Annotated in this window: 21 protein-coding genes, 1 other RNA gene and 1 riboswitch; of the genes, 7 read left to right on the top strand and 15 right to left on the bottom strand. The window is 69.8% G+C overall.

What is annotated here, in order from left to right; genetic code table 11:
* Positions 1–94: 94 nt before the first annotated feature.
* Positions 95–1471, bottom strand: a complete 1377-nt coding sequence (locus PVZ72_RS19795; protein WP_252977260.1) for an MFS transporter — start codon at positions 1469–1471, stop codon at positions 95–97.
* A 118-nt stretch (positions 1472–1589) separates the two neighbouring features.
* Positions 1590–2444, bottom strand: coding sequence for an IclR family transcriptional regulator domain-containing protein (locus PVZ72_RS19790; protein ID WP_133862282.1), 855 nt, complete (start codon positions 2442–2444; stop codon positions 1590–1592).
* A 143-nt stretch (positions 2445–2587) separates the two neighbouring features.
* On the opposite strand from PVZ72_RS19790, the gene PVZ72_RS19785 reads away from it, so the two are divergent.
* Positions 2588–3106 (top strand): Mpo1 family 2-hydroxy fatty acid dioxygenase, encoded by a 519-nt coding sequence (locus PVZ72_RS19785; protein WP_273862804.1) that lies wholly within the window; start codon positions 2588–2590, stop codon positions 3104–3106.
* On the opposite strand, the gene PVZ72_RS19780 is transcribed toward PVZ72_RS19785, so the two are convergent.
* The 7 genes from PVZ72_RS19780 to cobG form a co-directional block, all read right to left on the bottom strand.
* Entirely contained in the window at positions 3091–3855 is a 765-nt protein-coding gene (locus tag PVZ72_RS19780) for an ABC transporter ATP-binding protein (protein ID WP_273862803.1), read from the bottom strand. The genes PVZ72_RS19785 and PVZ72_RS19780 overlap by 16 nt on opposite strands.
* Positions 3852–4886 (bottom strand): FecCD family ABC transporter permease, encoded by a 1035-nt coding sequence (locus PVZ72_RS19775; protein ID WP_133862284.1) that lies wholly within the window; start codon positions 4884–4886, stop codon positions 3852–3854. The genes PVZ72_RS19780 and PVZ72_RS19775 overlap by 4 nt, the downstream gene beginning before the upstream one ends.
* A complete protein-coding gene (locus tag PVZ72_RS19770) occupies positions 4883–5899 on the bottom strand; it encodes an ABC transporter substrate-binding protein (protein ID WP_273862802.1) in 1017 nt (338 codons plus the stop codon). Before PVZ72_RS19770 ends, PVZ72_RS19775 begins: the two co-directional genes overlap by 4 nt.
* 31 nt (positions 5900–5930) lie before the next feature.
* Positions 5931–6077: riboswitch (cobalamin riboswitch) on the bottom strand.
* Between the two features lie 6 nt (positions 6078–6083).
* Positions 6084–7754, bottom strand: a complete 1671-nt coding sequence (cobJ, locus tag PVZ72_RS19765; protein WP_273862801.1) for a precorrin-3B C(17)-methyltransferase — start codon at positions 7752–7754, stop codon at positions 6084–6086.
* Positions 7742–8482, bottom strand: a complete 741-nt coding sequence (locus PVZ72_RS19760) for a precorrin-2 C(20)-methyltransferase (protein WP_273862800.1) — start codon at positions 8480–8482, stop codon at positions 7742–7744. Before PVZ72_RS19760 ends, cobJ begins: the two co-directional genes overlap by 13 nt.
* Positions 8482–9108 (bottom strand): precorrin-8X methylmutase, encoded by a 627-nt coding sequence (locus PVZ72_RS19755; protein WP_273862799.1) that lies wholly within the window; start codon positions 9106–9108, stop codon positions 8482–8484. Before PVZ72_RS19755 ends, PVZ72_RS19760 begins: the two co-directional genes overlap by 1 nt.
* Entirely contained in the window at positions 9101–10387 is a 1287-nt protein-coding gene (gene cobG / locus PVZ72_RS19750; protein ID WP_187981026.1) for a precorrin-3B synthase, read from the bottom strand. Before cobG ends, PVZ72_RS19755 begins: the two co-directional genes overlap by 8 nt.
* 98 nt (positions 10388–10485) lie before the next feature.
* Between cobG and cbiE the strand changes: the two genes are divergently transcribed.
* The 3 genes from cbiE to cobM all read left to right on the top strand — a co-directional run bounded on the left by cbiE (position 10486) and on the right by cobM (position 13480).
* Complete coding sequence (gene cbiE / locus PVZ72_RS19745; protein ID WP_273862798.1) at positions 10486–11688, top strand: precorrin-6y C5,15-methyltransferase (decarboxylating) subunit CbiE; 1203 nt, start codon at positions 10486–10488, stop codon at positions 11686–11688.
* 341 nt (positions 11689–12029) lie between these two features.
* On the top strand, positions 12030–12752 hold the full coding sequence (locus PVZ72_RS19740) for a cobalt-precorrin-6A reductase (RefSeq protein ID WP_187981024.1): 723 nt from the start codon (positions 12030–12032) through the stop codon (positions 12750–12752).
* A complete protein-coding gene (cobM, locus tag PVZ72_RS19735; RefSeq protein ID WP_273862797.1) occupies positions 12749–13480 on the top strand; it encodes a precorrin-4 C(11)-methyltransferase in 732 nt (243 codons plus the stop codon). The genes PVZ72_RS19740 and cobM overlap by 4 nt, the downstream gene beginning before the upstream one ends.
* A gap of 100 nt (positions 13481–13580) precedes the next feature.
* Here the strand turns inward: cobM and deoC are convergent, their stop codons facing one another.
* The gene (deoC, locus tag PVZ72_RS19730) at positions 13581–14258 is read right to left on the bottom strand and encodes a deoxyribose-phosphate aldolase (RefSeq protein ID WP_208692920.1); all 678 of its coding nucleotides are present in this window, start codon (positions 14256–14258) and stop codon (positions 13581–13583) included.
* Positions 14259–14352: 94 nt separating this feature from the next.
* On the opposite strand from deoC, the gene deoR reads away from it, so the two are divergent.
* Positions 14353–15117 (top strand): DNA-binding transcriptional repressor DeoR, encoded by a 765-nt coding sequence (gene deoR / locus PVZ72_RS19725; RefSeq protein ID WP_187981021.1) that lies wholly within the window; start codon positions 14353–14355, stop codon positions 15115–15117.
* Here the strand turns inward: deoR and PVZ72_RS19720 are convergent.
* The 4 genes from PVZ72_RS19720 to PVZ72_RS19705 all read right to left on the bottom strand — a co-directional run bounded on the left by PVZ72_RS19720 (position 15110) and on the right by PVZ72_RS19705 (position 20078).
* Positions 15110–16195, bottom strand: coding sequence for an aldose 1-epimerase family protein (locus tag PVZ72_RS19720; protein ID WP_273862796.1), 1086 nt, complete (start codon positions 16193–16195; stop codon positions 15110–15112). The two genes, deoR and PVZ72_RS19720, sit on opposite strands and share 8 nt — an antisense overlap.
* 13 nt (positions 16196–16208) lie before the next feature.
* Positions 16209–17540 (bottom strand): L-fucose:H+ symporter permease, encoded by a 1332-nt coding sequence (gene fucP, locus PVZ72_RS19715; protein WP_187981019.1) that lies wholly within the window; start codon positions 17538–17540, stop codon positions 16209–16211.
* A gap of 47 nt (positions 17541–17587) precedes the next feature.
* On the bottom strand, positions 17588–18514 hold the full coding sequence (gene rbsK, locus PVZ72_RS19710) for a ribokinase (RefSeq protein ID WP_273862795.1): 927 nt from the start codon (positions 18512–18514) through the stop codon (positions 17588–17590).
* Between the two features lie 238 nt (positions 18515–18752).
* A complete protein-coding gene (locus tag PVZ72_RS19705) occupies positions 18753–20078 on the bottom strand; it encodes a DUF3100 domain-containing protein (protein WP_059316366.1) in 1326 nt (441 codons plus the stop codon).
* A 125-nt stretch (positions 20079–20203) separates the two neighbouring features.
* Here PVZ72_RS19705 and PVZ72_RS19700 point away from each other — a divergent pair.
* Positions 20204–20279, top strand: a non-coding RNA gene (locus PVZ72_RS19700) — sX9 sRNA.
* Between the two features lie 273 nt (positions 20280–20552).
* Entirely contained in the window at positions 20553–21455 is a 903-nt protein-coding gene (locus PVZ72_RS19695) for a LysR family transcriptional regulator (protein ID WP_273862794.1), read from the top strand.
* A 27-nt stretch (positions 21456–21482) separates the two neighbouring features.
* Here the strand turns inward: PVZ72_RS19695 and PVZ72_RS19690 are convergent, their stop codons facing one another.
* Positions 21483–22637, bottom strand: a complete 1155-nt coding sequence (locus PVZ72_RS19690; protein ID WP_273862793.1) for a M20 aminoacylase family protein — start codon at positions 22635–22637, stop codon at positions 21483–21485.
* Position 22638 lies beyond the last annotated feature (1 nt).

The following is a 22638-nucleotide window of genomic DNA, read 5'->3' as shown; positions in this document are numbered from 1 at the left end:
ACGGGTGACTGCGGAGCATGCAAAGGGTGCAACTTTACGCGGTGGCAGCGCCTGCGCCTAGCGCCTGCCACCGGCAAAGGGGAAGCCGTCGACGCTAGGTGGCATCGGCGTGGCTGACCACGCCCTTGATCAATACCGCCAGGGCGGCAAGACCGGCCGGCAGGAGCAGCGCGGTGAGCACCTGGGTGAAGGTCCAGCCCAGGCCCAGCAGGGTCGCGCCCATCCAGGCGCCGGTGATGGCGCCGAAGCGGCCGATGCCGAGCATCCAGGACACCCCGGTGGCGCGGCCATGGGTCGGGTAGTAGCGCGCCGCCAGCGACGGCATGGCCGACTGGGCGCCGTTGATGCACATGCCGGCCACCAGCACCAGGGTGGCGACCAGGGCGACCTGGCCCAGGCTCTGGCCCACGCAATAGGCGAAGATCCCAGCCAGCACATAGAACAGGCCGATCACCTTGTGCGGATTGAATCTGTCCATGGCCCAGCCGACGAACACCGCGCTGAGCACCCCGCCGAACTGGAACAGCGCGCCGATCAGGGCGGCCTGCTCCAGGCTGGCGCCGGCGTCGCGCATCAGCGTCGGCAGCCAGCTGGTGAGCAGGTAGACGATCACCAGGCCCATGAAATAGGTCAGCCACAGCAGCAGGGTGCCGGCGCTGTAGTTGCGGTTGAAGATCACCGCGAAGACGTTGCCGGTCTTGACCGACTTCTGCTCGGGCACCACGAAGTGCCGGGCCTCGGCGGCCTCGCGGCCGATGGGCGCCAGCACCCGGCGGATGCGCTCGGCGCTCTTGCCGTGCACCACCAGATAGCGCGCCGATTCCGGCAGCCAGAGCAGCAGCACCACGGCCAGCGCCAGCGGCAGCACGCCGCCCAGCACCAGCAGGCTGTGCCAGCCATAGGCCGGGATCATCCAGGCCGAGACGAAGCCACCGCCGGCCATGCCCAGGTTGAAGCCGCAGAACATGCTGGTCACCAGCAGCGACTTGAGGCGCTCGGGGGTGTATTCCGAGAGCAGCGTGGTGGCGTTGGGCATGGCGGCGCCCAGGCCCAGCCCGGTGAGGAATCTCAGGATCACCAGCTGTTCGAGGTTGGCGCTGAAGGCCGAGAGCAGGCTGAAGCCGCCAAAGATGAAGGTGGCGACCACCAGCACGCCCTTGCGACCGAAGCGATCGGCCAGGGGCCCGGAGCCCAGGGCGCCAAAGACCATGCCGCCCAGGGCCGCGCTCATCACCGGCCCCAGGCTGGCCCGCGGGATGCCCCACTCCACCGACAGCGCCGGGGCGATGAAGCCCATGGCCGCGGTGTCGAGGCCGTCGAGAAAGACGATGAGAAAGCACAGGGCGACGATGCGCCACTGGTAGGCGGACAGTGCCTGGCGATTGATGAAGTGCTGGACATCCAGGGTGCCGGCTGTCGCCGTGGCCGAAGAATCGGCCAGGGGCACGGCGCCCGCGAGGGTTTGTGTCATGGTGGTCTGCTCGTGTTGTTGTTATCGGCGTAGTGCGCCACTGCGCCGACGTTAAGCCCAACCCCGAACAGCTGACAATTCGATTATCGGCGATATGGCCGATAATCGACCGGATTCGCTAGTGAAACAGCCGGGTGCTCAATTCCTGGCTGGCCGCCAGCAGCACCGGCAGGAAGCGCGTCTCCAGTTCCTGGCGACTGACCCGACTGGCGTGGGTGCCGACGTTGAGCGACGCCAGCACCTGGCCGGCGGCGTCTCTCAGGGGCACCGCCAGGGATCTCAGCCCCACCTCCAGCTCCTGGTCGACGATGACGTAGCCCTGCTGGCGCACCTGGCCCAGGCACGCGATGAGCGCCGGCGGCTGATAGAGGGTGCGGCTGGTCTTGGCCTGCAGGTCGGCGTGCTCCAGGTAGTCGTGCAGGGCGGCATCGTCCAGGGCGGCGAGCAGGATGCGGCCCATGGAGGTGCAATAGGCCGGCAGCCGGCTGCCGACGCTGAGGTCCACCGAGATCAGTCGCTGCGGCGTCGCCGAGCGGGCGATATAGAGGATCTCGTCGCCTTCCAGGGTGGCCATGGAGCAGGCTTCGTGCAGTTGCTCGCTGAGGCGATCAAGCACCGGTTGGGCGGTGACCGCCAGCGGCGTCGACGACAGATAGGCGTGCCCCAGGGTCAGCACCTTGGGCAGCAGCGAATAGGTGCGGCCGTCGGTGGTGACGTAGCCCAGCTTCATCAGGGTATGCAGGCAGCGGCGCACCGCGGCGCGGGGGATCTCGGTGCGATGGCTGATCTGGGCGATGGTCAGCTGGCGCTTGCGCTCCTGGAAGGCGTGGATGACCGCCAGGCCGCGGGCCAGGGAGGTCATGAAGTTCGGGTCGCCGGTGAAGGCTTCGATGCGCTTGGCCGGCGAGGCAATGATGGGCGGCGCGGCCAGTGGCGGCAGGCCCGTGGCGTGAGCGGTGCGGTTATCGTCCATCGGACCGGTCCTCGGCAGGCTTTTGATCGATTATCGAGCGAGGGGGCGATTATCGCAATGGCATTTCTCCTGGTGCCCACTGACGCGCAGGGTCTTCCCGGTGCATGCTGAGGCTTCCCGCCCAGCCGCCTGGATGCCTGCCGATGAAGACCCTGGAAGATCATCTCAGCCAGTACGCGAGCTACCACCGCGATCCGCGCAACATCGCCAGCCACTTTCCCGGCATCCTGCTGATCGTGCTGGCGGTGGCCATCCTGCTGTCGCGACCGGTCTTCAGCCTGGCCGGCTGGCCGCTGTCGCCCGCGGTACCGGTGGCCGGGGCGGTGGCGGTCTTCTACCTGCGCCTGGATCGGCCGCTGGGGCTGCTGATGAGCGTGCTGCTTGGTCTTGCCCTCTGGCTGGGTGCCGTGCTGGCGGCCCGGACCACGGGCGTCTGGCTGGGCTGGGGGCTGGGTCTGTTCCTGGTCGGCTGGGCCATCCAGTTCGTCGGTCACCACTACGAGGGGCGCAAGCCGGCCTTTCTCGACGACCTGGCCGGCCTGGCCATCGGCCCGCTGTTCATCGCCACCGAAGCGGTCTTCTGGCTGGGGGGGCGCCCGCAGCTCAGGCAGGCGATCGAAGAGCGGGCCGGCCCGGTGCGGCGGCGTCAGCCCAGCCGATAGCGGATCGTCGGCCGACCGTCGGGGCCGTCCAGCGTCACCTGCGCCTTCACCCCCCAGACCTGCTGGATCAGCGCGGCCGTCAGCACCGCGGCCGGAGCGCCTTCGGCGACCAGGCGGCCGTCGCGCAGCACCGCCAGGCGGTCGCAGAATAGCGCGGCGAGGTTGAGATCGTGGATGGCCAGCACGCAGGTGGCCGGCAGGCGGCGGACCAGGTCGAGGATCTCCAGCTGGTGCTGGATATCGAGGTGATTGGTGGGTTCGTCCAGCAGCAGTTCGCTGGGCTCCTGGGCCAGGGCGCGGGCGATCTGGGCGCGCTGGCGCTCGCCACCGGAGAGGCTGTGCCAGCGCCGTGCCGCCTTGTCGACCAGGCCGACCTGGGCCAGGGCGCGCTGACAGACCTCGGCGTCGCGCGCGCTCCAGGCATCGAGCAGACCTCGATGGGGCGTGCGCCCCAGGCGTACCACCTCGGCCACCGACAGATCGGCCTCGGTACCGGCCTGCTGCTCCACCAGGGCGACCCGCCGCGCCAGGTCGCGCCGGCGCAACTCGGCCAGCGGCACCGCGTCGAGACTGACCCTGCCCTCCTCTGGCCGCCGCAGCCCGGCCAGCAGCCGCAGCAGGCTGGACTTGCCCGAGCCATTGGGGCCGAGCAGTCCGAGCACCCCGCCGGGCGGCACCGCGAGGGTCACCCCGGCGAGGATCGGCTGGCCGCCGGCGCTCCAGGCCACGTTCCGCGCGGCGAGGCTCATCGGACCTCCCGCGCGCGGTAGAGGATGAAGGCGAAGGCCGGCGCGCCGACCAGGGCGGTGACCACGCCGATGGGCAGAGTCTGCTTGGCCACCAGGGTGCGGGCGACGATGTCGGCCAGCACCATGAACAGCGCGCCGATCAGGGCGCAGGTGGGCAACAGCCGGCCATGCCCCGGACCGACCAGGAAGCGTGCCACATGGGGGATCACCAGGCCGACGAAGCCCACCGCACCCACCAGGCTGACCAGGCAGGCGGTGATCAGGCCGGTGACCGCCAGCAGCAGCAGGCGCAGCGGCCCCACCGCCACGCCGAGGCTGGCGGCGGCGTCTTCGCCAAAGGCGAAGGCATCCAGCGCCCGGGCGCAGGCCAGGCACACCAGCAAGCCAGCGAGCACTACCCCGGCGGCCAGCCAGACGTCCGGCCAGCGCACCCCGGCCAGGCTGCCGAGCAGCCAGAACATGACGCTGCGTGCCTGCTCGGCATTGGCCGCGGTGGCGACGATATAGGCGGTCAGGGCATTGAACAGCTGGGACGCGGCCACCCCGGCGAGGATGATGCGGGTGCTGCCGCCACTGCCGAGAAAGGGCAGCACCACGGTAAAGGCCAGCACCGCGCCGAGAAAGGCGCCGAGGGACACGCCGAGCATGCCGCCACCGACCCCCAGCAGCATCACCAGCACCGCGCCGGTGGAGGCGCCGGCCGACAGCCCCAGCACATAGGGTTCGGCCAGGGCGTTGCGCAGCAGCGCCTGGAGGATGGCGCCGGAGACCGCCAGGCCGGCGCCGCAGCAGGCGGCCACCAGAGCGCGACTGAGGCGGTATTCCCAGACGATGCCCTGGACGATGCGCTCCACCGGATAGGGCCCCAGGCCGAGGCCGTTGGCGATGGCCTGCAGACTGGTCAGGGGCGCGATGGGCATCTCGCCGAAGGACGCCGCCAGCACCACGCTCGCCGCCAGCGCCAGCACCGCGGCCAGGCCCAGCAGCCAGCGCCAGGGCCGGGCCCCCTCGGCCGCCAGGGGCAGACTCATGGTTGCGGCTTGGCCAGGTCGGCGGCCAGGGTCTCGACGCTGTCCACCACCCGCAGCGAGGGATTGAGGGTCGGGGCGTCCACCACCAGCAGGCGGTTCTCGCGCACCGCGCGCAATTCGCGGGTCAGGGGATCGCTGCGCAGGAAGGCCAGCTTCTTGTCCACGTCATCGGCGGGATAGAGACGGCGGTCCATGCGCGCCACGACGATATAGTCAGGGTCCAGACTGGCGATGCGCTCCCAGCTCACCGCCGGCCATTCCTCGGCGCTGTCGACCACGTTGCGCAGGCCCAGGGCGCGGGCGATCCAGGCCGGCGCGCCGAGGTTGCCAGCGACCCAGGGATCCCCTTCCAGCCGCGGACTGGAAAACCAGAACAGCACCGAACGCCCCCGGACCCCGGCCGCCTTGGCCTGCTCGCCAGCGGCGGCGATACGGCGGTCCAGCTCGGCAACCAGCTGCTTGCCGGCCGGCTGCACATCGAGGATGGCCGCCAGCTCCTGGGCTTCACGGGTCACCAGATTCATGTCGAACGGCGCGCTGCGGCTGCCGTCGCTGTTGGAATCGGCGGTCACCGCCTTGCCCTCGCAATCGCTGGGCGCCACATAGGCGGAGATGCCCAGCGTGGCGAAGCGCGGGAAGTCCGCCACCTCGCCGCCCGGCCCGACGTGATAGGTGTACTGGGCCGCCACCAGATCCGGCCGGGTGCCGACCACGGCTTCGAAGCTGGGGGCGTTGTCGGCCAGCCGCGGAATGCCCTTGCCCGCCGCCTGCAGGTCCGCGGGCAAGCCGCCGAACCAGACGCCGGTGCCCACCAGCCGCGCGCCCACGCCCAGGCGCAAGAGCAACTCGGTACTGGCCTGGCCCAGACTGACCAGGCGTTGAGGCGCGCGTTCGAAGACCAGGTCGCGGCCGCAGTTGTGGATGGTCAGCGGATAGGGGGTGGCCGCCTGGGCGGTAAGGGAGGCTACGGACAGCAGGCCGGCGGCGAGCAGCGGCAGAAGATGGCGAAACATGGACTCTCCTTGGGATGACGCGTCCCTGGTGGATGATGGATGTCCCCTGGCAAGGTCTGGCTCACTTCTCGCGAAGCTCACAGTGGCGCGACCGCGCCGGAGTTGCACCGGCTTCCCGCCAGGGAACGGAAAGGTCGCCGAGGGTGAGCCAGCGGCGACCAGGATTCAAGCACTAAATGTTACTTTATAACAATTCCGTATCGTACCAGCGCGGGGTATAGACCCATTCGCCGCCGTCGGCCCGCGGAAAGCGCCGGGTATGGCTGGAGCCGAGGATCACCAGGGTGCGCGAATCCACCATCTCGCTGCGCAGGGCGCCGAGGCTGGTGTATTCGAGACCGCCACCGGGACGGCCGACGTCGCGACCGAGGATCACCGGGGTGTTCGCCGAGCGGCAGCTGCGCAGGACGTCCAGCGCCCGGTCCAGCTGATGCGGTCGGGCCTTGGAGATGGGATTGTAGAAGGCCATGGCCAGGTCCGCCGCGGCGGCCTGGCGCAGGCGCTGCTCGATCACCGTCCAGGACTTGAGGTTGTCGGACAGGGAGATCAGGCAGAAGTCGTGACCCAGCGGCGCCCCGGCCAGGGCGGCGCTGGCCATGGCCGCGGTGATGCCCGGCAGGATCTCCAGCTCCACCGCCGCCCAGCGCGGGTCGGCGGCGCCCTCCAGCACCTCCAGCACCGCGGCGGCCATGGCGAAGACGCCCGGATCGCCGGACGACACCATCACCACCTGGCGCCCGCTGGCGGCCAGTTCGAAGGCATGGCGGGCGCGCTGCAATTCTTCGCGATTGTCGCTGGCATGGGCCAGCTGGTCCGGGCGCAGGGGACCGGCCATCTGCACGTAGGTGGCGTAGCCGAGCACGTCCTCGGCCTGGTCCAGGGCGCGGCGCACCACCGGTGCCATGAGTTCGGCCGCGCCAGGGCCGAGGCCCACCACGCTGAGGCGGCCACGGCGCTGGCCGAGGTCATCGGCGTCCAGCGGCCGGTCATGCAGGTGCAGGGCGAGGCCCTGGGCCTGGGCCCGTGCCACGGCCGCCTGGGCGAATTCCGGGGTGCGGGCGTCGACGAATCTCAGCGGCACCTCCAGCGCCTGGCTCAGCTCGGCCAGGCCGGGCGCGGCCATGTCGGCCGCCTGAGCCAGCAGCACCGCCACGGCCCCGGTGGCATAGCCGGTGCTGGCGAGCAGCGCGGTAATGGCGGCGGCGGTGGCATCGGCGCGTACCGCCACCAGCACGGCGCGGGGGTGGATCAACAGGGTATGGTCGTCGGCGTTGGTCAGGGGCGAGACCAGGATGCGTTGCCGCGCCTCGGGATCGCGGGCCAGGGGCACCTCATCCAGCCAGGGCGCCTCGCCCTCGATGCGTACCGGGGCGCCGGCCAGCAGATCGGCGACCCGGTGCTTGGCCACGTCGACATCGGCCAGGGCATAGCCGGCCGGCGGATCGAGCAGGCAGGTGCCGAATCTCAATTCGCCGCTGGTGGTGATGGCCGGGGCCACGTCCAGCAGCCTACCCAGCTGACGGGCCAGGCGATTGGCGCCGGCCAGGCCGCCGAGCAGCGGCACCACGGCGCTGCCGTCCTCGGCCACCGCCAGCACCGGCGGCTCGGCGGTCTTGTCATCCAGCAAGGACGCCAGGCTGCGGATGACGATGCCGGCGGCGCAGAGCACCAGCAGCGGGCGCTGCTGGCGATAGAGGTCGCGCAGGTGGTCGCCGAAGGCGTTGTAGCTGACATCGCCCTCGACCCGCCCGGCCAGGCCGTGCACCAGGCTGCCCGGCAGGCCAGCCTGCAGGCGGCGGGCGGTGGCCAGGGCACCGGGCCCAAGGATGACGATGGCCGCGCTCAACCCTTCCATTTCACCCCCGGCACCACCACCAGCGAGAAATACGGCGAAGCCATGGGCTCGACGGCGTCCAGCGCGACGATGCGCTGGTTGTCCATGGTGGCGCGCTCGATGTAGCGGGCGCGCTGGTCCAGACCCAGGTCGCGCAGCACCTGGCGCACCTTCTCGAAATTGCGTCCGAGCTTCATCACCACGGCGGCGTCGGCGCTGGCGAGGCGCGCCTTGAGCTCCTCGGCGGAAAGCACCCCGGAGAGCACCGTGAGAGTCTGGTTGCGATAGACCAGCGGCAGGCCGAGCATGGCCACGCCGCCGAGCATGGAGCAGACCCCCGGCACCACCTGGGCTTCGTAGCGCTCGGCCAGGCGGTCGTGCAGGTACATGTAGGAGCCGTAGAAGAAGGGATCGCCCTCGCAGATCACCGCCACGTCGCGACCGGCGTCGAGATGGTCGGCCGCCTGGGCGGCGGCGGTGTCGTAGAAGTCGGCGATCACCGTCTCGTAGGACAGCGGCGGCGCCAGCTTCTCGGTGGTCACCGGATAGACCAGCGGCAGGCGCTGCTGGCCGTCCAGCAGATAGCCCTCGATGACGCCATAGGCATTGCCGCCCTGGCCCGCGTTGGCCTTGGCCTTGGCGACGAAATAGGCCACCACCGGCGCGCTCTGCAAGAGGCGCAGGGCCTTCACGGTGATGAGTTCCGGATCGCCGGGGCCGACGCCCAGGCCGAGCAGGCGGCCCGCCATCACTCCACCTCCGTGGCCAGGGCGTTGACCGCGGCGGCGGCCATGGCACTACCACCCCGCCGGCCGCGGACGATGACATAGGGCACGCCGCGGCTGTCGGCGGCCAGGGCGTCCTTGGACTCCCTGGCGCCGACGAAGCCCACAGGCATGCCGAGTATCAGCGCCGGCTTGGGCGCGCCGGCATCGAGCATCTCCAGCAGATAGAACAGCGCGGTGGGGGCGTTGCCGATCACCACCACGCTGCCGGCCAGGTGCGGCCGCCAGCGCTCCAGGGCCACCGCTGAACGGGTGTTGCCCTGGGCCACGGCCAGTTCGCGAATGCCTTCGTCGTGCAGGGTGCAGATCACCTGATTGTTGGCCGGCAAGCGGGTGCGGGTGACGCCCTCGGCGACCATGCGCGCATCGCAGAGGATGGGCGCGCCGGCCGCCAGGGCCGCGCGACCGGCCGCGCCGGCACCCGGGGAAAAGGCCAGGTCCTGGACCACGTTGACCATGCCGCAGGCGTGGATCACCCGCACGGCGAGCTTTTCCAGGTCGGCGGGGATGGCCGAGAGATCGGCTTCGGCGCGGATGGTGGCGAAGGATTGGCGATAGATCGCCTGGCCGTCGCGTTCGTATTCAAGCATCACTGGGACTCCGGGCCAGCCAGGCGGCGGCCTCGTCGAGGGATAGTCGGGTGGCGCGCCGCCGGCCCGGACCGGGCTGGGTGGCGTCGCGCACGAAGAGGTCATAGCGGCCGGGAGCCACCGCCAAGAGGGTATGGGGTGCCTGGCCGGCCAGGGCGCAACTGCGCGGGCAACCGGAGAGATGCACCTCCACGTCCGCCGGCAGCCGCTCGGCCAGGCGCAGGGCATCGCCCTTGGTGTCGGCCTGGCCCTTGGCGCAGCCCTGGCTGCCGGTGCAGGCGATCAGCCGGGCCAGGGGCGCGGCTGGATCGGTGGTCAGCTCCAGGGTGGCCAGAGCGCCGAGCAGCTCGGGGGCCCTGTCGACCGGCACGTCGGGCAGCAGCAGGCCCTGCCAGGGGGTCAGGTGCAGCGCGCCCTCGCCGAGGTGCTCGGCCAGGTCGGCGATGGCAGCCAGGCTGGTTGCCGGCAGTCGGCCCAGGGCGGGCTGGGCGCCGACCCAGCAGCGACCCGGCTGAAGCTGGGGATGGCTGCCCAGGCGCAGCGCGGTTGCGGCCGCCGCGCGTGGGCTGCGCGGAACCGGCAGCAGATCCAACCCCGCCAGCAGTTCGGCGACCGGACGCTGCGCCAGCAGCTGGCGCAGGCGGCCCTGCTCGGGACCGGCCAGGTCGAGAAAGCGATGCAGCAGCCGCGCGACGGTCGCCACCTCCTGGCCCGGGGCGATCAATCCAACCGGCGCATCCAGCGGGATACCGGCGAGACCGAGCAGGTAGCCTTCGGGGCGAGCCGACAGCCAGACATCATGGGGATGGTCGAGCCGCGCCAGGGCTTCGCCGCCATCCAGTTGCAGGGCGAACTTGGCCGACAGCCCATGCAGTCGGCGGTCGCCCTCCAGCAGGGCGAGCAATTCGGCGGCCAGGGGACGGACATCCTGCAACTGCTGAGGATCACGGCCTGCCGCCGGGCTGAGCAGCAGATTGCGCACGTCGTCGGCGGCCGGATCGGCCGGACCAAGGCCAGCGGCCTGCAGCGCGGCCACCAGGGCGTCGGCGCCGTCCGGGCGCACGCCGCGCAATTGCAGGTTGGCCCTGTTGGTCAGCTCCAGTACCCCGTTCGCCCAGCGCTCGCTGGCGGCGGCGATGGCCCGCGCCTGGCCTGCCGTGAGTCGCCCGCCCGGCAACTTCACCCGGCACAGGCCGCCATCGCGCGCGGGCACGATGCGCAGCAGCCCCGGACAGGCCGAAGGCCGCGGGACGAGGGCGGAGGGAGAAGGAGGATTCACGGCGGAAGGTCGGGCTGAACGGGGAAAGACGTTATTATGCCCGCTTTGCCCGACCCCTTGAAAACGCCCGGTCGGCTGACGTTCGATGAGGTGTGTTCATGATCCCCTGGCTGACCGTGGTGGGTATCGGCGAAGACGGCTACCCCGGCCTCGGCAAGCAGGCCCGCCGCGCGCTGCTGGACGCCCAGGTCATCATTGGCGGTCCACGCCAGCTGGCGCTGCTGCCACCCTGCCTTCGCGCCATCCGCGAGCCCTGGCCGCAACCCTTCGCCCTGGCCCCGGTCCTGGACCGCCGCGGCACCCCGGTCTGCGTGCTGGCCAGCGGCGATCCCATGCTGTTCGGCGTCGGCGCGAGCCTTTCGCGCCAGCTGTCGGCCGACGAACTGCAGGTGCTGCCGGCGCCCTCCTCCTACTCCCTGGCCGCGGCTCGTCTGGGCTGGCCGTTGCAGGAGGTGGCGTTGATATCGGTGGTGGCGCGGCCCCTGGCCGGGGTGGTGCGCCACCTGCATCCCGGCGCACGCCTGCTGGTACTGAGCAATGACGGCCACAGCCCTGCCGCCCTGGCCGCGCTGCTGGTGGACCAGGGCTTTGGCGCCAGCCAGCTGCAGGTGTTGGAGCACCTGGGCGGTCCTCTGGAGCGACGGATCAGCGGCCGCGCCCAGGACTGGTCGCTGGCGGAAGCAGCCGCGCTCAACCTGGTGGCCATCGAGGTCCTGAGCGAGACCGGCGAAGCGGGACTGCCGCTCACTCCCGGTCTGCCGGACAGCGCCTATCGCCACGACGGCCAGCTGACCAAGCGAGACGTGCGCGCCGTGACCCTGGCGCGCCTGGCGCCGCGCCCGGGCGAACTGCTGTGGGACGTGGGCGCCGGCTGCGGCTCCATCGGCATCGAATGGGCGCGCAGTCATCCCCGCTGCCGGGTGCTGGCCATCGAGGTCGACGCCGGTCGCCAGGCCCATATCCTCCACAACCGTGACCAGCTCGGCGCCCCGGCGCTGCAACTGGTCGCCGGCCAGGCGCCCGAGGCGCTGGCCGGTCTGGCCACCCCGGACGCCATCTTCATCGGTGGTGGGCTTACCGCGCCGGGCGTGCTGGACGCTTGCTGGACCGCGCTGCGCCCCGGCGGTCGCCTGGTCGCCAACGCCGTGACCCTGCAGACCGAAGCCGCCCTGGTGGCCTTTCGCGAACGCCACGGCGGCGACCTGACCCGCCTGCAGGTGGCCCAGGCCCAGCCACTGGGCGCCTTCGACACCTGGCGCGCGGCGCTGCCTATCACCTTGCTGGACGTGGTGAAGCCGTGAGTGGCCGTCGCTCGGCACAAGTAGAGAGGATGATTGGGTGTGCCTCCTTCATCCCTGAAGACTGTGAGCGGCGCTTGGCCCCCTCACCCCAGCCCTCTCCCCGTAGGGGCGAGGGGGCAGTTCGGTGGTGGCCTGGAAATCTGGTGTCCGGGCTGACGCCCACGACGCTTGCTGAGCACGCTGCAATGACCGGCGGGAAAGCCGCCTACGAGACCAATACGCCTATTCCGCCGCTCGATCCCAGGCACTGGCTTTGCTCCCCTCTCCCCCCGGGAGAGGGGCCGGGGGTGAGGGCACGCCATGCATGACGAAGCCTCCGCCACTCTGACGGAAGACCGCCCATGAAGATACTCCTGCTCGGCGGCACCACCGAAGCCCTGGCCATCGCCCGCACACTGCCGGCGAAGGCGATCTACAGCCTAGCCGGTCTCGGCCGGGTGCCTCAGGACCTGCCCTGCCAGGTGCGAGTCGGCGGCTATGGTGGCGCCGAGGGGCTGAGCGCCTTTCTCCGCAGTGAAGGCATCGACCTGCTGATGGACGCTACCCACCCCTACGCCGCCCGGATCAGCCACAACGCCGCGCGGGCCGCTGCTGACGCTGGCCTCCCCTGCTGGGCGCTGCGCCGACCCGGCTGGCAGGCCGGACCAGAAGACGACTGGCGCGAGGTGGCCGACTGGGCCGAGCTGCAGCGAACCCTGGCACCCTTCGCCCGCCCCTTCTTCACCCTGGGTCGCGAGCCGCTGGAGCATCTCCAGGAGATTCCCGGCGGGCAGTTCTGGACCCTGCGCCTGCTCGATACCCATCCCGGTCACGTCCGGGCGCGGATCATCGCCGACCGCGGCCCCTTCGCCCTGGAGGCCGAGCGCGCGCTCTTCGCCCAGGGTGACTTCGATGTGCTGATCAGCAAGAACAGTGGTAGCGCCGCTACCCAACCCAAGCTGCAGGTCGCCCGCGAGCGGGGCCTGCCGGTACTGATCCTGCGTCGCCCAGCCCTGCCTAGCGTCGATCGCGAATTCGCCAGTGTCACCGACCTGCTCACCGCCCTCGCCGAGGAAATCCCATGACCGTCCATTTCATCGGCGCCGGCCCCGGCGATCCCGACCTCATCACCGTCAAGGGTCAGCGGCTGATCCGCCAGTGCCCGGTGATCCTCTATGCCGGCTCCCTGGTGCCGCCCGCGGTGCTGGAGGGTCACCAGGCCGAGACGGTGATCGACACCGCCCACCTGGACCTGGAGGCCATCGTCGGCCACCTGGCCGCCGCCCATGCCCGCGGCCAGGACGTGGCCCGGGTGCATTCCGGCGATCCCTCGCTGTATGGCGCCATCGGCGAACAGATCCGCCGCCTGCAGGCGCTGTGCATTCCCTACGAGATCGTTCCCGGCGTGACCGCCACCGCCGCCTGCGCCGCCCTGCTGGGTTGCGAACTGACCCTGCCCGGGGTCAGCCAGACGGTGATCCTCACCCGCTATGCCAGTCGCACGGCCATGCCGGAAGGCGAGGCGCTGGCCGACCTGGCCCGCCACCGCGCGACCCTGGCCATCCACCTCGGCGTCGGCCAGCTGGAACGCATCGTCGCCGACCTCCTGCCGCACTATGGCCCTGCCTGCCCGGTGGCCATCGTCCACCGCGCCAGCTGGCCGGACCAGGACAGCGTCCAGGGCACCCTGGCCGACATCGTCGAACGGGCGCGGGACAAGGATTTCCGCCGCACCGCCCTGATCCTGGTCGGCGAGGTGCTGGCACCGGGAGATTTCCAGGATTCCAAGCTGTATCGCCAAGGACCGGGGTAGCACGCGTAGGTTGGGCCGAGGCGGCTCCTCCGCCGAAGCCCAACACCAGGCGGCATCGTTGGGCTTCGCTGCGCTCAACCCAACCTACAGGCGTCCTGCTCTAATACCCCGCCCCACCCTCGCCGCCGCTGACGATGGCCACGCCGGAACTGGTCCCCAGCCGGGTCGCGCCGGCGTCCAGCATGGCCTGGGCGGTGGCACGATCGCGGACGCCACCGGAGGCCTTGACGCCCATCTCCGGACCCACCTCCTCGCGCATCAGCCGCACATCCTCCAGGGTCGCGCCGCCGTGGCCGAAACCGGTCGAGGTCTTGACGAAGGCGACCCCGAGGTCGCGACAGATCCGGCAGGCCTGGCGCTTCTGGGTTTCGTCGAGCAGACCGGTCTCCAGGATCACCTTGAGCGGTACCGCACCGCAGGCGGCCTGGACCGCGGCGATGTCGGCGGAGACCTCGTCCAGCAGGCCATCCTTGAGCCAGCCGATGTTGAGCACCATGTCGATCTCCCCCGCCCCGGCGGCGATGGCCTGCTCGGCTTCGAAGGCCTTGGCCGCGCTCAGCCCGGCGCCGAGCGGAAAGCCCACCACCGCGCAGACCTTGACCGCACTGCCGGCCAGTTGCGCCGCGGCGTGGGGGACCTGGGCGGAATTCACGCACACCGAGTAGAAGCCATGGGTACGCGCCTCCTGGCACAGGCGCTCGATCTGGGCGCGGCGGGCATCTGCGGCGAGCAGGGTGTGGTCGATGGTCTTGGCGAGTTCGCCGGGTTCAAGCTGCATGGGGCCTCCTCAGGCACGGGTAGCGTATGATCGGATCAGAATTCTTGGTTGGTGCGGCCTGCACCTCTAGTCGGACTCCCGTAGCGCACCCCTCATGGATAGCAAGAAAGCCGCTCGGCTCAAGCTGATGCACCAGGCGCTGCAGGATCAGCACGCCATTCACCTGCGCGAGATGGCCCAGCTGCTGGGTGTCTCGGAAATGACGCTGAGACGCGACCTGCGGCTCCCGCCGGACGGCCTGCGCCTGCTCGGCGGTCACGTCACCCGCGATGTCGGCGGCAGCGAGGCGCCCGGCTACCAGGTGGTGGAACAGGACCTGCGCCAGGTCGAGGAAAAGCGCCGCATCGGTCGGCTGGCCGCGGCACAGATCCGCGCCGGCGACACCGTCTTCCTCGATTGCGGGACCACCACGCCCTTCGTGGTGGACTTCATTCCCGATGACCTGGAATTCACCGCCGTCTGCCATTCGCTCAATGTGCTGCTCAAGCTGCAGCAGAAGGTCAACTGCACCCTGGTGGTGTGCGGCGGGACCTTCCAGCGCAAGAATCAGATCTTCGAGAGTCGCCTGGAGACCGGGGTGCTCGATGGCGTGCGCCTCACCCACGCCTTCGTCTCGGCGGCCGGGGTGAGCGAGGACTTCGGCGTCACCTGCTTCAACTTCAACGAGGTCGAGGTCAAGCAGAAGGTCCTGCGCCAGGCCCAGCAGCGGCTGCTGCTGGTCGACCATACCAAGTTCGACGTGGTGCGCGCCGCGCATTTCGCGGCGCTCGACGACTTCGACGGGGTGGTCAGCGACGGGCGCATTCCGCGCAGCTATCGCGAGCGGATCGAGGCGAACGGCGCGCAACTGCTTACCTGATCCGCGCCGGGTCGGCCAGACGCGCCAACAGCACCTCGCGCTCGGCGGCGGCGAGATAGCCGGTCCGCACACTGAAGGTGCGCCGTTCACCCGGCTGCAGCTGCTGCACCTTGCCCTTGGCGGTCTCGGCCAGATAGCCCTCCGGCTCACAGGTCGCCGGCAGCACGAAGGCCGCCACCTGCTGATCGGGGTTGTGCAGCACCCAGCGCGTGGCATGGGGCAAGGCCGTCGGGCGATAGGCCGTGTAGAAGGCGGCGCCGTCCGGATGCTCCAGCAGGAAGTGCGCTTCCCCCGCCGCGTCGGTGCCCGGGGCATCGATGAAGCTGACGATTTCCGGCTGGTAGCGCTCAGGCGCATCCAGCACCCGCAGGCGCTCCGAATCTTCGGCCAGCTCGGCGATGAAGGCCTGCCAGTCGGCGGTCGGCCGCACATGGGCCGGCACGCTGGTGCGCACCCGGGTGCGGGCCACGCCGAGCGGCTCATGGAAACGACCGCCGGGTACGTAGGCGTAGTTCATGTGCGCCATGTACATCAGGTCCATGGGCTGGCCGGCCTGGTTTTCCACTTCCAGGCCCAGCTCGAACACGGCGCTGTCCGGTCTCAGGGTCACGCTGGGCTGGGCGCGATAGCGATCGCCAAAGCCCATGGCGTAGTCATGGCGACCGCCTAGGCGCAGGAAGTCACCCTCCGCGTCCCGGCCCAGCTCCAGCCAGGCCTCGTCCAGCGGCGCGCAGGGCAGTTCGCCGTGCAGCTCGTGGCTGTCCTCCGGCGCCGGGCAGCCGTTGCGCAGCACCCCGGCGTGGAACATGAAGCAGCCATAGGTCTCGATGATCCGCCGGGTTGGCCGCGGCTGGTCGAACAATCCGGGCATGGTCAGGCGGCAGCCGTCGAAGCTGGCGTCCCAGACCATCTGCCCCTGGTAGGGCAGTACGATCAGCCGGCCGCGGCGATTCTCCAGCGCCAGGGCGCGCACCCCGGAGGGATAGGTCCAGGCGCGCACCTGGAAGGCGTCGCTGGCGAGCAGGGTGCGCTCGCATGCGGTGAATTGCTCAGGCTGCAGGGGCAGGCGTACGGACATGGCGGCGCCCTCCTCAGGCGGTCTGGGCGGCGCCCACCGGCAGCCGCTCGCTGGCCGGATGACGCAGGCAATAGAGGGCGTAGGCGACGATCACCGTGAAGCACAGCAGGGGCACCGAATAGGCCAGCTGCATGTTGCCGCCGGTGTAGTCCGACAGCAGGCCCTGGAAGATCGGGATCACCCCGCCGCCGACGATGCTCATCACCAGCAGCGAGCCGCCGAATTCGGTGTCGCGGCCGATGCCGTCGACGGTCAGGCCATAGATGGTCGGCCAGCAGGGGCCGAGGAAGATGCTCACGCCCACGGCGGCGTACACCGCGGTGATGTTGGGCACCAGGATGGTGTAGGCCAGCAGGGCGATGCACAGCACCCCGTAGACGCCCAGCACCTTGGCCGGATGCCAGCGACGCATCAGCAGGTTGGCGATCAGCTTGCCGACGAAATAGGCGGCGAAGGTGGTGAGCAGGAACCAGGAGGCGCTGCGCTCGTTCATGCCGCCGAGCTGCATGGCCAGGCGGATGGTGAAGCTCCAGACGCCGACCTGGGCGCCGACATAGAGGAACTGCGCCAGCACGCCAAAGACGAAGCGCGGATTGCGCCGCAGCCGCCCGAGGCTGGCGGCGATACCGTCGCTTTCGCTGCGCACGGCATCGTTGCCCTTGCAGGCCGGATAGCGGGTGCAGGCGATCAGCACGAAGATCAGCACCAGCACGCCGATCATCCACTGGTAGGGCGTCAGGGTGGCCTGGATCATCTGCAGCTGCTGGGCGGCGGCCTCGGCGGGATTCATCTGCAGCAGCTGCGCCTGGCTGGCGTCGCCGTCCTTGAACATCACGAAGCTGCCCACGTAGACGCCGGTCATGGCGCCGAAGGGGTGGAAGGTCTGGGAGATGTTCAGCCGGCGGGTGCCGGTCTCGCGCGGCCCGAGCAGGGTCGAATAGGTGTTGCAGGCGGTCTCCAGGAAGGACAGCCCGGCGGCGATCACGAACAGCGCCAGCAGGAACATGCCGTACTTGGCCATGGAGGCGGCCGGAAAGAACAGTAGGCAGCCGACCATGTAGAGGAACAGGCCGAAGAGGATGGTCGTCTTGTAGCTGAAGCGCCGCACCATCAGCGCGGCCGGCAGGGCCAGGAAGAAATAGCCGAGGTAGAAGGCCGACTGGACGAAGGCGGTCTGGAAGTCACTGAGCAGGAAGGCCTTCTTGAAGTGGGCGATGAGCACGTCGTTCATGCTCGCCGCGGCGGCCCAGAGCGCGAAGATGCAGCACAGCAGGATGAAGGCGAACCACGGCGTGCGGTTCAGGTAGTAGCCGTCGGCGCTGGGCCGCAGGGATGACTGGCTCATTGTTGTTCTCCGTAGGGGTGCCAGGGTGAGGGATTGCCGACCTTGCGTCAGAGATCCAGGGACGCGAGGTAGTCTTCGAAGACCGCGGCCTCGGGATAGGAGGTCTGGGTGCCGCGCCCGGTGACCGACAGTGCCGAATAGGCCACGGCCCGCTGCATGGCGTCCCGCAGGCCGAGGCCCTGGACGCGGCCATGGGCGAAGCAGCCGATGAAGGCATCGCCGGCGCCGGTGGTGTCGATGGCCGCCACCGGCTGGCCGGGAAGGCTGAATTCGCCCTCCTCGCCCACGTACAGCGCGCCCGCGGCGCCCAGGGTGACCACCACGTGGCGGATGCCGCGACCGGCCAGCACCCGCGCGGCGGCGAAGGCGCTCTCGCGATCCTGCACGGGCAGACCGCTGACCAGGGCCAGTTCGGTCTCGTTGGGGACGAAGTAATCCAGCCGGGCGAGGTGCGTGGCGCTCAGGTCGGCCACTGCCGGCGCCGGATTGAGCAGCACGGGGATGCCCAGGCGCTGGCCGCAGTCGATGGCCGCGTAGACCGTCTCCAGGGCGATTTCCAGCTGCAGCACGATCAGCGCGCAATCGCGCAGATCGGCTTCCGCGGCCTGGATGTCGGCCGGGCCGAGGGCGGCGTTGGCGCCCTTCACGATGAGGATGCTGTTGTGCGAGTCGGGCTGGACGAAGATCGGCGCCACCCCACTGGAGCGACCCGGCGCGCGGATCACGTGACGGGTGTCGATACCGAAGCGGCGGAAGTTGGCCAGGGTGTTGTCGGCGAAGAGGTCGTCGCCGACCTTGGTCACCATCAGCACCTCGCTGCCCAGCTTGGCCGCGGCGACCGCCTGGTTGGCGCCCTTGCCGCCACAGCCGAGGGCGAAGTCCGGCGCCTCCAGCGTCTCGCCCTGCACGGGCAGTCGCTCGATGTAGGTGATGAGATCGACCATGTTGCTGCCGATGACCGCGATTTTGCCCATGCCGAGCGCGCCTCCGTTTTTCTTGATGTTATTAAATTAACGGTTTTTGTTAATTTTCCATCATAGATACTGCAACTCGGGGCGCAGCTCAAGCGCCGGTGATCGCCCACGGACGACACCGGGCCGCCAGGACTCAAGGCTGGGAGCTGCGACACGAAACGCGGGAAGCGCAGAGATCAAGCGGCGGAGCGATACGGCAGCGGGAAGCGGCGCACCGGGGACCCGGTGCGCGCGAGGATCAGTGAAACACTTCGGCGATGAAGGCCGCGCCGATGAAGGTGCCGAAGCTGGCGATCAGCGAAACCACCACGATGCGCCAGCCGAGGCGACGGAAGGCCGGGATGTCCTTGGCGATGGACAGGCCGGCGAAGGCCAGCATGGGGGTGATCAGCGCCATGATGCCGACCGCGTTGTGGGCGGCGGTGATCTGCGGCGCCAGCGGGCACCAGGGCGAGGTCAGGAACATGGCCACCAGCGATACCCAGCACACCGCCGGCACCTTGCGGCGAAACAGTTGGCAGAGCAGTTCACCGACGAAGGCCGCCAGGATCATCACCGCGACGCCCAGGAAAGCAGCCGGTGGCAGGGTCTTGCTCATCACCAGGGTCGCCAGCAGCGCCAGGGCACCCGAGGCCAGCCAGGCGCTGAAGCGTGCCGACCAGCCCAGTTCCACGGGTTCGTCCACCACGGCGGCATCCACCGAACTCTGCTGGAAGGAAGCCTTGGTGGTACGGCCGATGCGCGGCTCCATCACACGGTAGCCCCAGACAGCCAGCGGCAGGGAGATGAACAGGGTGAAATAGGTGCCCAGGGTCAGGGTGATGAGGTTGGCAGCGGCGGCCAGGGCCATGACCTCCTTGGCCACCTCGGCGGTCTGCTGGGCGGCGATGGCACCGGCCGCGGCGGCCATGATGCTGCCCGAGCCCAGGCCGGCGCCCATGGCCAGGGAATAGGGGTGGAAGATGTTCAGGCTGGCGATGAAACCGGCCACGATGGCCATGAACACCGCGCCGAACAGGGTGCCGGTCAGGTACTCGGCGAGCACGCCGCGACCTTCCGGGGAGTCCATGCCATAACGTTCGCTGATGATCGCCAGGCTCGGTTCACGCCCCACCGAGAAGGTGGCACCGATGGCCTCGCGCTTGATGCCCAGCAGCAGGGCCACCGGCAGGCCGAGCAGGATGGTGCCGACGAAATGCCCCAGCTCCTGGAAGGCCAGTGCCCAGCCGGCGGCGATCACCGTGGGCAGCGAGCCACCCACCACCAGGCCGAGCTTGGCGATGAACACCAGCAAGGCGTATTGCAGGATGGCCGCCGAGCGCACCTGGGCGCCGCGGTCGATACCCAGCCCCAGCGGCATGCGCTTGCCGACCTGCCCCACCGCCGCACCCAGCAAGAGCGCCCAGATCATCGGCAGCAGCACCACCTTGCCCGGCCCCAGCGGTATGGTGAGGGAGCCGATCAGCTCGGCGATCAGCAGCACCAGTGCTGCCCAGATGTAGAGTCTGACGGTATTGCTGACGGCTCGGTCCTGGCCCACGGCCAGCGTCGGATTGGCGCTCATTCTTCCCCCTGCGGCCCGCTCGCGGGCTCGGTTGTTGGTCTGGTTGGCAGTCGCGAGCGACTCAGAGCGACCAACAAAACTACTGCGCGTCCGCCAGACACGTGCGTGCAGTGCTCGGAATCCTCATGTACCGCTCGTACACTCCGGTTCCTGCGCGCCGCGCGCACCCGCCTGACAACCGCTCGCTACGTTTTGTTAGCCGCTCTTAGGCCCGCTGGGCAGAAAAGGGCTCCGCTAGGGAGCAGGACCCGGTCGTTCTGGAGGCCTGGTCGAGGTCGCACGCCTGGCGTGCCGAAGGGAGGAAGCCCGACGCGGACAGTGTCTCGCCTGGGACTTCTCGCCGTTCCGGAGCTCTGCGTCGCGGGCCTTGGCCAGGCCGGGGCGGCCGTGGTCTTGGCCCGAGTATGGACAGCGGCCTGTTCTCTCTCCAATACTGGAAATGGCCTTTTCCGTTGCCTTTAAGAGAACACACGGATGCGTGGAATTCACGAACAACGCTTGCATTATTTCGTCGAGGCGGTGCGCCTGGGCAGCGTGCGCGCCGCGGCTGACGCCCTGGATATCGCCCCTTCCGCGGTCAGCCGGCAGATCGCCCAGGTCGAGGCGGAGCTGGGTGTCGACCTCATCGAGCGCCACCGCCGTGGCATCACCCCAACCGAGGCCGGACGTCTGGTGCTGGACTATTTCCGCCAGCGCCAGACCCAGCTCGACGGCCTGAGAGACGCCATCTCCGATCTCCAGGGCCTGCGCACCGGCCGCGTGGTGCTGGCCATCGGCGAGGGCTTCATCGGCGACCTCTCGCGCAGCCTGGGCGACTTTTCCGCGCGGCATCCGGAGATCGAGGTCAGGGTCAATGTGGTGGGCACCAACGAGGTGATTCGCCAGGTAATGGAAGACGAGGCGCAACTGGGGCTGGTGTTCAATCCGCCGCGCGATCCGCACCTGCGCGTACATGGCAGCCGCGAGCAGCCGCTGTATGCCATGGTGGCGCCCGAGCATCCGCTGGCCGCGACACAGGGCCCCATGACCTTGGCAGCGCTGGGCGAGCATCGCCTGGCGCTGCCGGATATCTCCTACGGCATCCGCCAGATGCTCGACGCCGTGGAGCAGGCCGCCGGCCAGCGCCTGGCGCCAACCCTGACCTGCAACACCTTCGCCCTGCTCAAGCACTACGCCCAGCAGGGCGGCGTGACCCTGCTGCCGCTGTTCGCCGCCACCCAGGAACTGGACAGCGGCGCCTTGCGCGCCCTGCCCCTGGCCGATCCGGGTTTCGCCCGCGCCCACGTCGAACTGGTCACCCGCCTGGGGCGCAAGCTCAGTCGCGCCGCGGACGAGTTGCGCACGGCCATGGTGCAGCAGATGACCGCCTTTCGCTGAGCGTCGGCGGCGCTCGCTGCAAGAGACTTAGACCGGCAACTCCTGGCGCACCAGCTCGGCCCACAGCCGTACGGCCGGCTCGATGATGGCGTCGTTGAAGTCATAGGCCGGGTTGTGCAGCGGTGCCGAGGGCTGGGCGCCATCGACGCCCATCCAGAGATAGGCCCCCGGGCGCGCCGCCAGCATGAAGGCGAAGTCCTCGGAGGCCATGGACGGCGGTACGCCATCGCTGACCCGCTCGGCGCCAAAGGCGGTCACCGCCGCCTGACGTACCCGCGCCGCCTGCTCGGGATGGTTCTGGGTCACCGGATAGCCGCGGGTGAATTCCAGCTCGCCGCGCACCCCCTGGGCCAGCGGCGCCTGGGCGACGATCTCGCCGATCAGCCGCTCCACCTCGGCACGTACCGCGCCATCCAGGCAGCGCACCGTGCCCCTGAGCCGCGCCACCTCGGGGATGACGTTGATGGCCTCCCCTGCCTCCAGCATGGTCACGCTGACCACCGCGGCGGCCAGCGGCGAGATCCGCCGGGCGACGATGGTCTGCAGCTGCAGGATCAGGTCCGCCGCGGCGACGATGGGATCACGCCCGCGCTCGGGCATGGCCGCATGGCAGCCCTTGCCGGTCAGGGTGATGGCGAAGGTGTCCAGCGAAGCCATCATGGCGCCCGGATTGACCACCACCTGCCCGGCTGGCAATCCCGGCCAGTTGTGCAGGCCGTAGAGGGCGTCCATGGGAAAGCGTTCGAACAGGCCGTCCTCGATCATCTTCTGGGCGCCGCCAAGATTCTCTTCGGCGGGCTGGAAGACGAAATAGAGGGTGCCGCGGAAATCGCGGTTTTCGCTCAGGTGGCGGGCGGTGGCCAGCAGGATGGCGGTGTGGCCGTCATGACCGCAGGCATGCATGCGCCCGGCGGCGGTGGAACGGTGGGGGACATCCCCCACCTCCTGCATCGGCAGGGCGTCCATGTCGGCGCGCAGACCCAGGCTGGGGCCCTCGCCGTGACGCAGCACCCCGACCACGCCGGTCCCACCGAGGCCACGATGGACCTCCAGGCCGAAGCCCTCCAGCAACTCGGCCACCCGCGCCGCGGTGCGGTGCTCGGCGAAACCCAGTTCCGGATGGGCGTGGAAATCGCGACGCCAGCTGCGGGCGTCGTCCAACAAGGCTTGATGGATGGTCATC

This window comes from Pseudomonas sp. LA5 (genome assembly GCF_028640825.1).
In the GTDB taxonomy this organism is placed as follows: Bacteria; Pseudomonadota; Gammaproteobacteria; order Pseudomonadales; family Pseudomonadaceae; genus Chryseomonas; species Chryseomonas aestiva.
The sequence above is the reverse complement of the archived record's forward strand: the minus strand, read 5'-3'. Positions and strand labels throughout refer to the sequence as shown.

Bases quoted from the DNA above. Each gene is read 5' to 3' on its own strand.
- rbsK (WP_273862795.1), bottom strand. From the start codon at position 18,514: ATGGGCAAAATCGCGGTCATCGGCAGCAACATGGTCGATCTCATCACC.
- deoC (WP_208692920.1), bottom strand. From the start codon at position 14,258: ATGCAGCTTGAACCCGGCGAACTCGCCAAGACCATCGACCACACCCTG.
- PVZ72_RS19780 (WP_273862803.1), bottom strand. From the start codon at position 3,855: ATGAGCCTCGCCGCGCGGAACGTGGCCTGGAGCGCCGGCGGCCAGCCG.
- cobM (WP_273862797.1), top strand. From the start codon at position 12,749: ATGACCGTCCATTTCATCGGCGCCGGCCCCGGCGATCCCGACCTCATC.
- fucP (WP_187981019.1), bottom strand. From the start codon at position 17,540: ATGAGCCAGTCATCCCTGCGGCCCAGCGCCGACGGCTACTACCTGAAC.
- cobJ (WP_273862801.1), bottom strand. From the start codon at position 7,754: ATGGAAGGGTTGAGCGCGGCCATCGTCATCCTTGGGCCCGGTGCCCTG.
- PVZ72_RS19695 (WP_273862794.1), top strand. From the start codon at position 20,553: ATGCGTGGAATTCACGAACAACGCTTGCATTATTTCGTCGAGGCGGTG.
- PVZ72_RS19790 (WP_133862282.1), bottom strand. From the start codon at position 2,444: ATGGACGATAACCGCACCGCTCACGCCACGGGCCTGCCGCCACTGGCC.
- PVZ72_RS19705 (WP_059316366.1), bottom strand. From the start codon at position 20,078: ATGAGCGCCAATCCGACGCTGGCCGTGGGCCAGGACCGAGCCGTCAGC.
- PVZ72_RS19770 (WP_273862802.1), bottom strand. From the start codon at position 5,899: ATGTTTCGCCATCTTCTGCCGCTGCTCGCCGCCGGCCTGCTGTCCGTA.
- PVZ72_RS19740 (WP_187981024.1), top strand. From the start codon at position 12,030: ATGAAGATACTCCTGCTCGGCGGCACCACCGAAGCCCTGGCCATCGCC.
- deoR (WP_187981021.1), top strand. From the start codon at position 14,353: ATGGATAGCAAGAAAGCCGCTCGGCTCAAGCTGATGCACCAGGCGCTG.
- PVZ72_RS19785 (WP_273862804.1), top strand. From the start codon at position 2,588: ATGAAGACCCTGGAAGATCATCTCAGCCAGTACGCGAGCTACCACCGC.
- PVZ72_RS19760 (WP_273862800.1), bottom strand. From the start codon at position 8,482: ATGGCGGGCCGCCTGCTCGGCCTGGGCGTCGGCCCCGGCGATCCGGAA.
- PVZ72_RS19720 (WP_273862796.1), bottom strand. From the start codon at position 16,195: ATGTCCGTACGCCTGCCCCTGCAGCCTGAGCAATTCACCGCATGCGAG.
- PVZ72_RS19775 (WP_133862284.1), bottom strand. From the start codon at position 4,886: ATGAGTCTGCCCCTGGCGGCCGAGGGGGCCCGGCCCTGGCGCTGGCTG.
- PVZ72_RS19755 (WP_273862799.1), bottom strand. From the start codon at position 9,108: ATGCTTGAATACGAACGCGACGGCCAGGCGATCTATCGCCAATCCTTC.
- cbiE (WP_273862798.1), top strand. From the start codon at position 10,486: ATGATCCCCTGGCTGACCGTGGTGGGTATCGGCGAAGACGGCTACCCC.
- PVZ72_RS19795 (WP_252977260.1), bottom strand. From the start codon at position 1,471: ATGACACAAACCCTCGCGGGCGCCGTGCCCCTGGCCGATTCTTCGGCC.
- PVZ72_RS19690 (WP_273862793.1), bottom strand. From the start codon at position 22,637: ATGACCATCCATCAAGCCTTGTTGGACGACGCCCGCAGCTGGCGTCGC.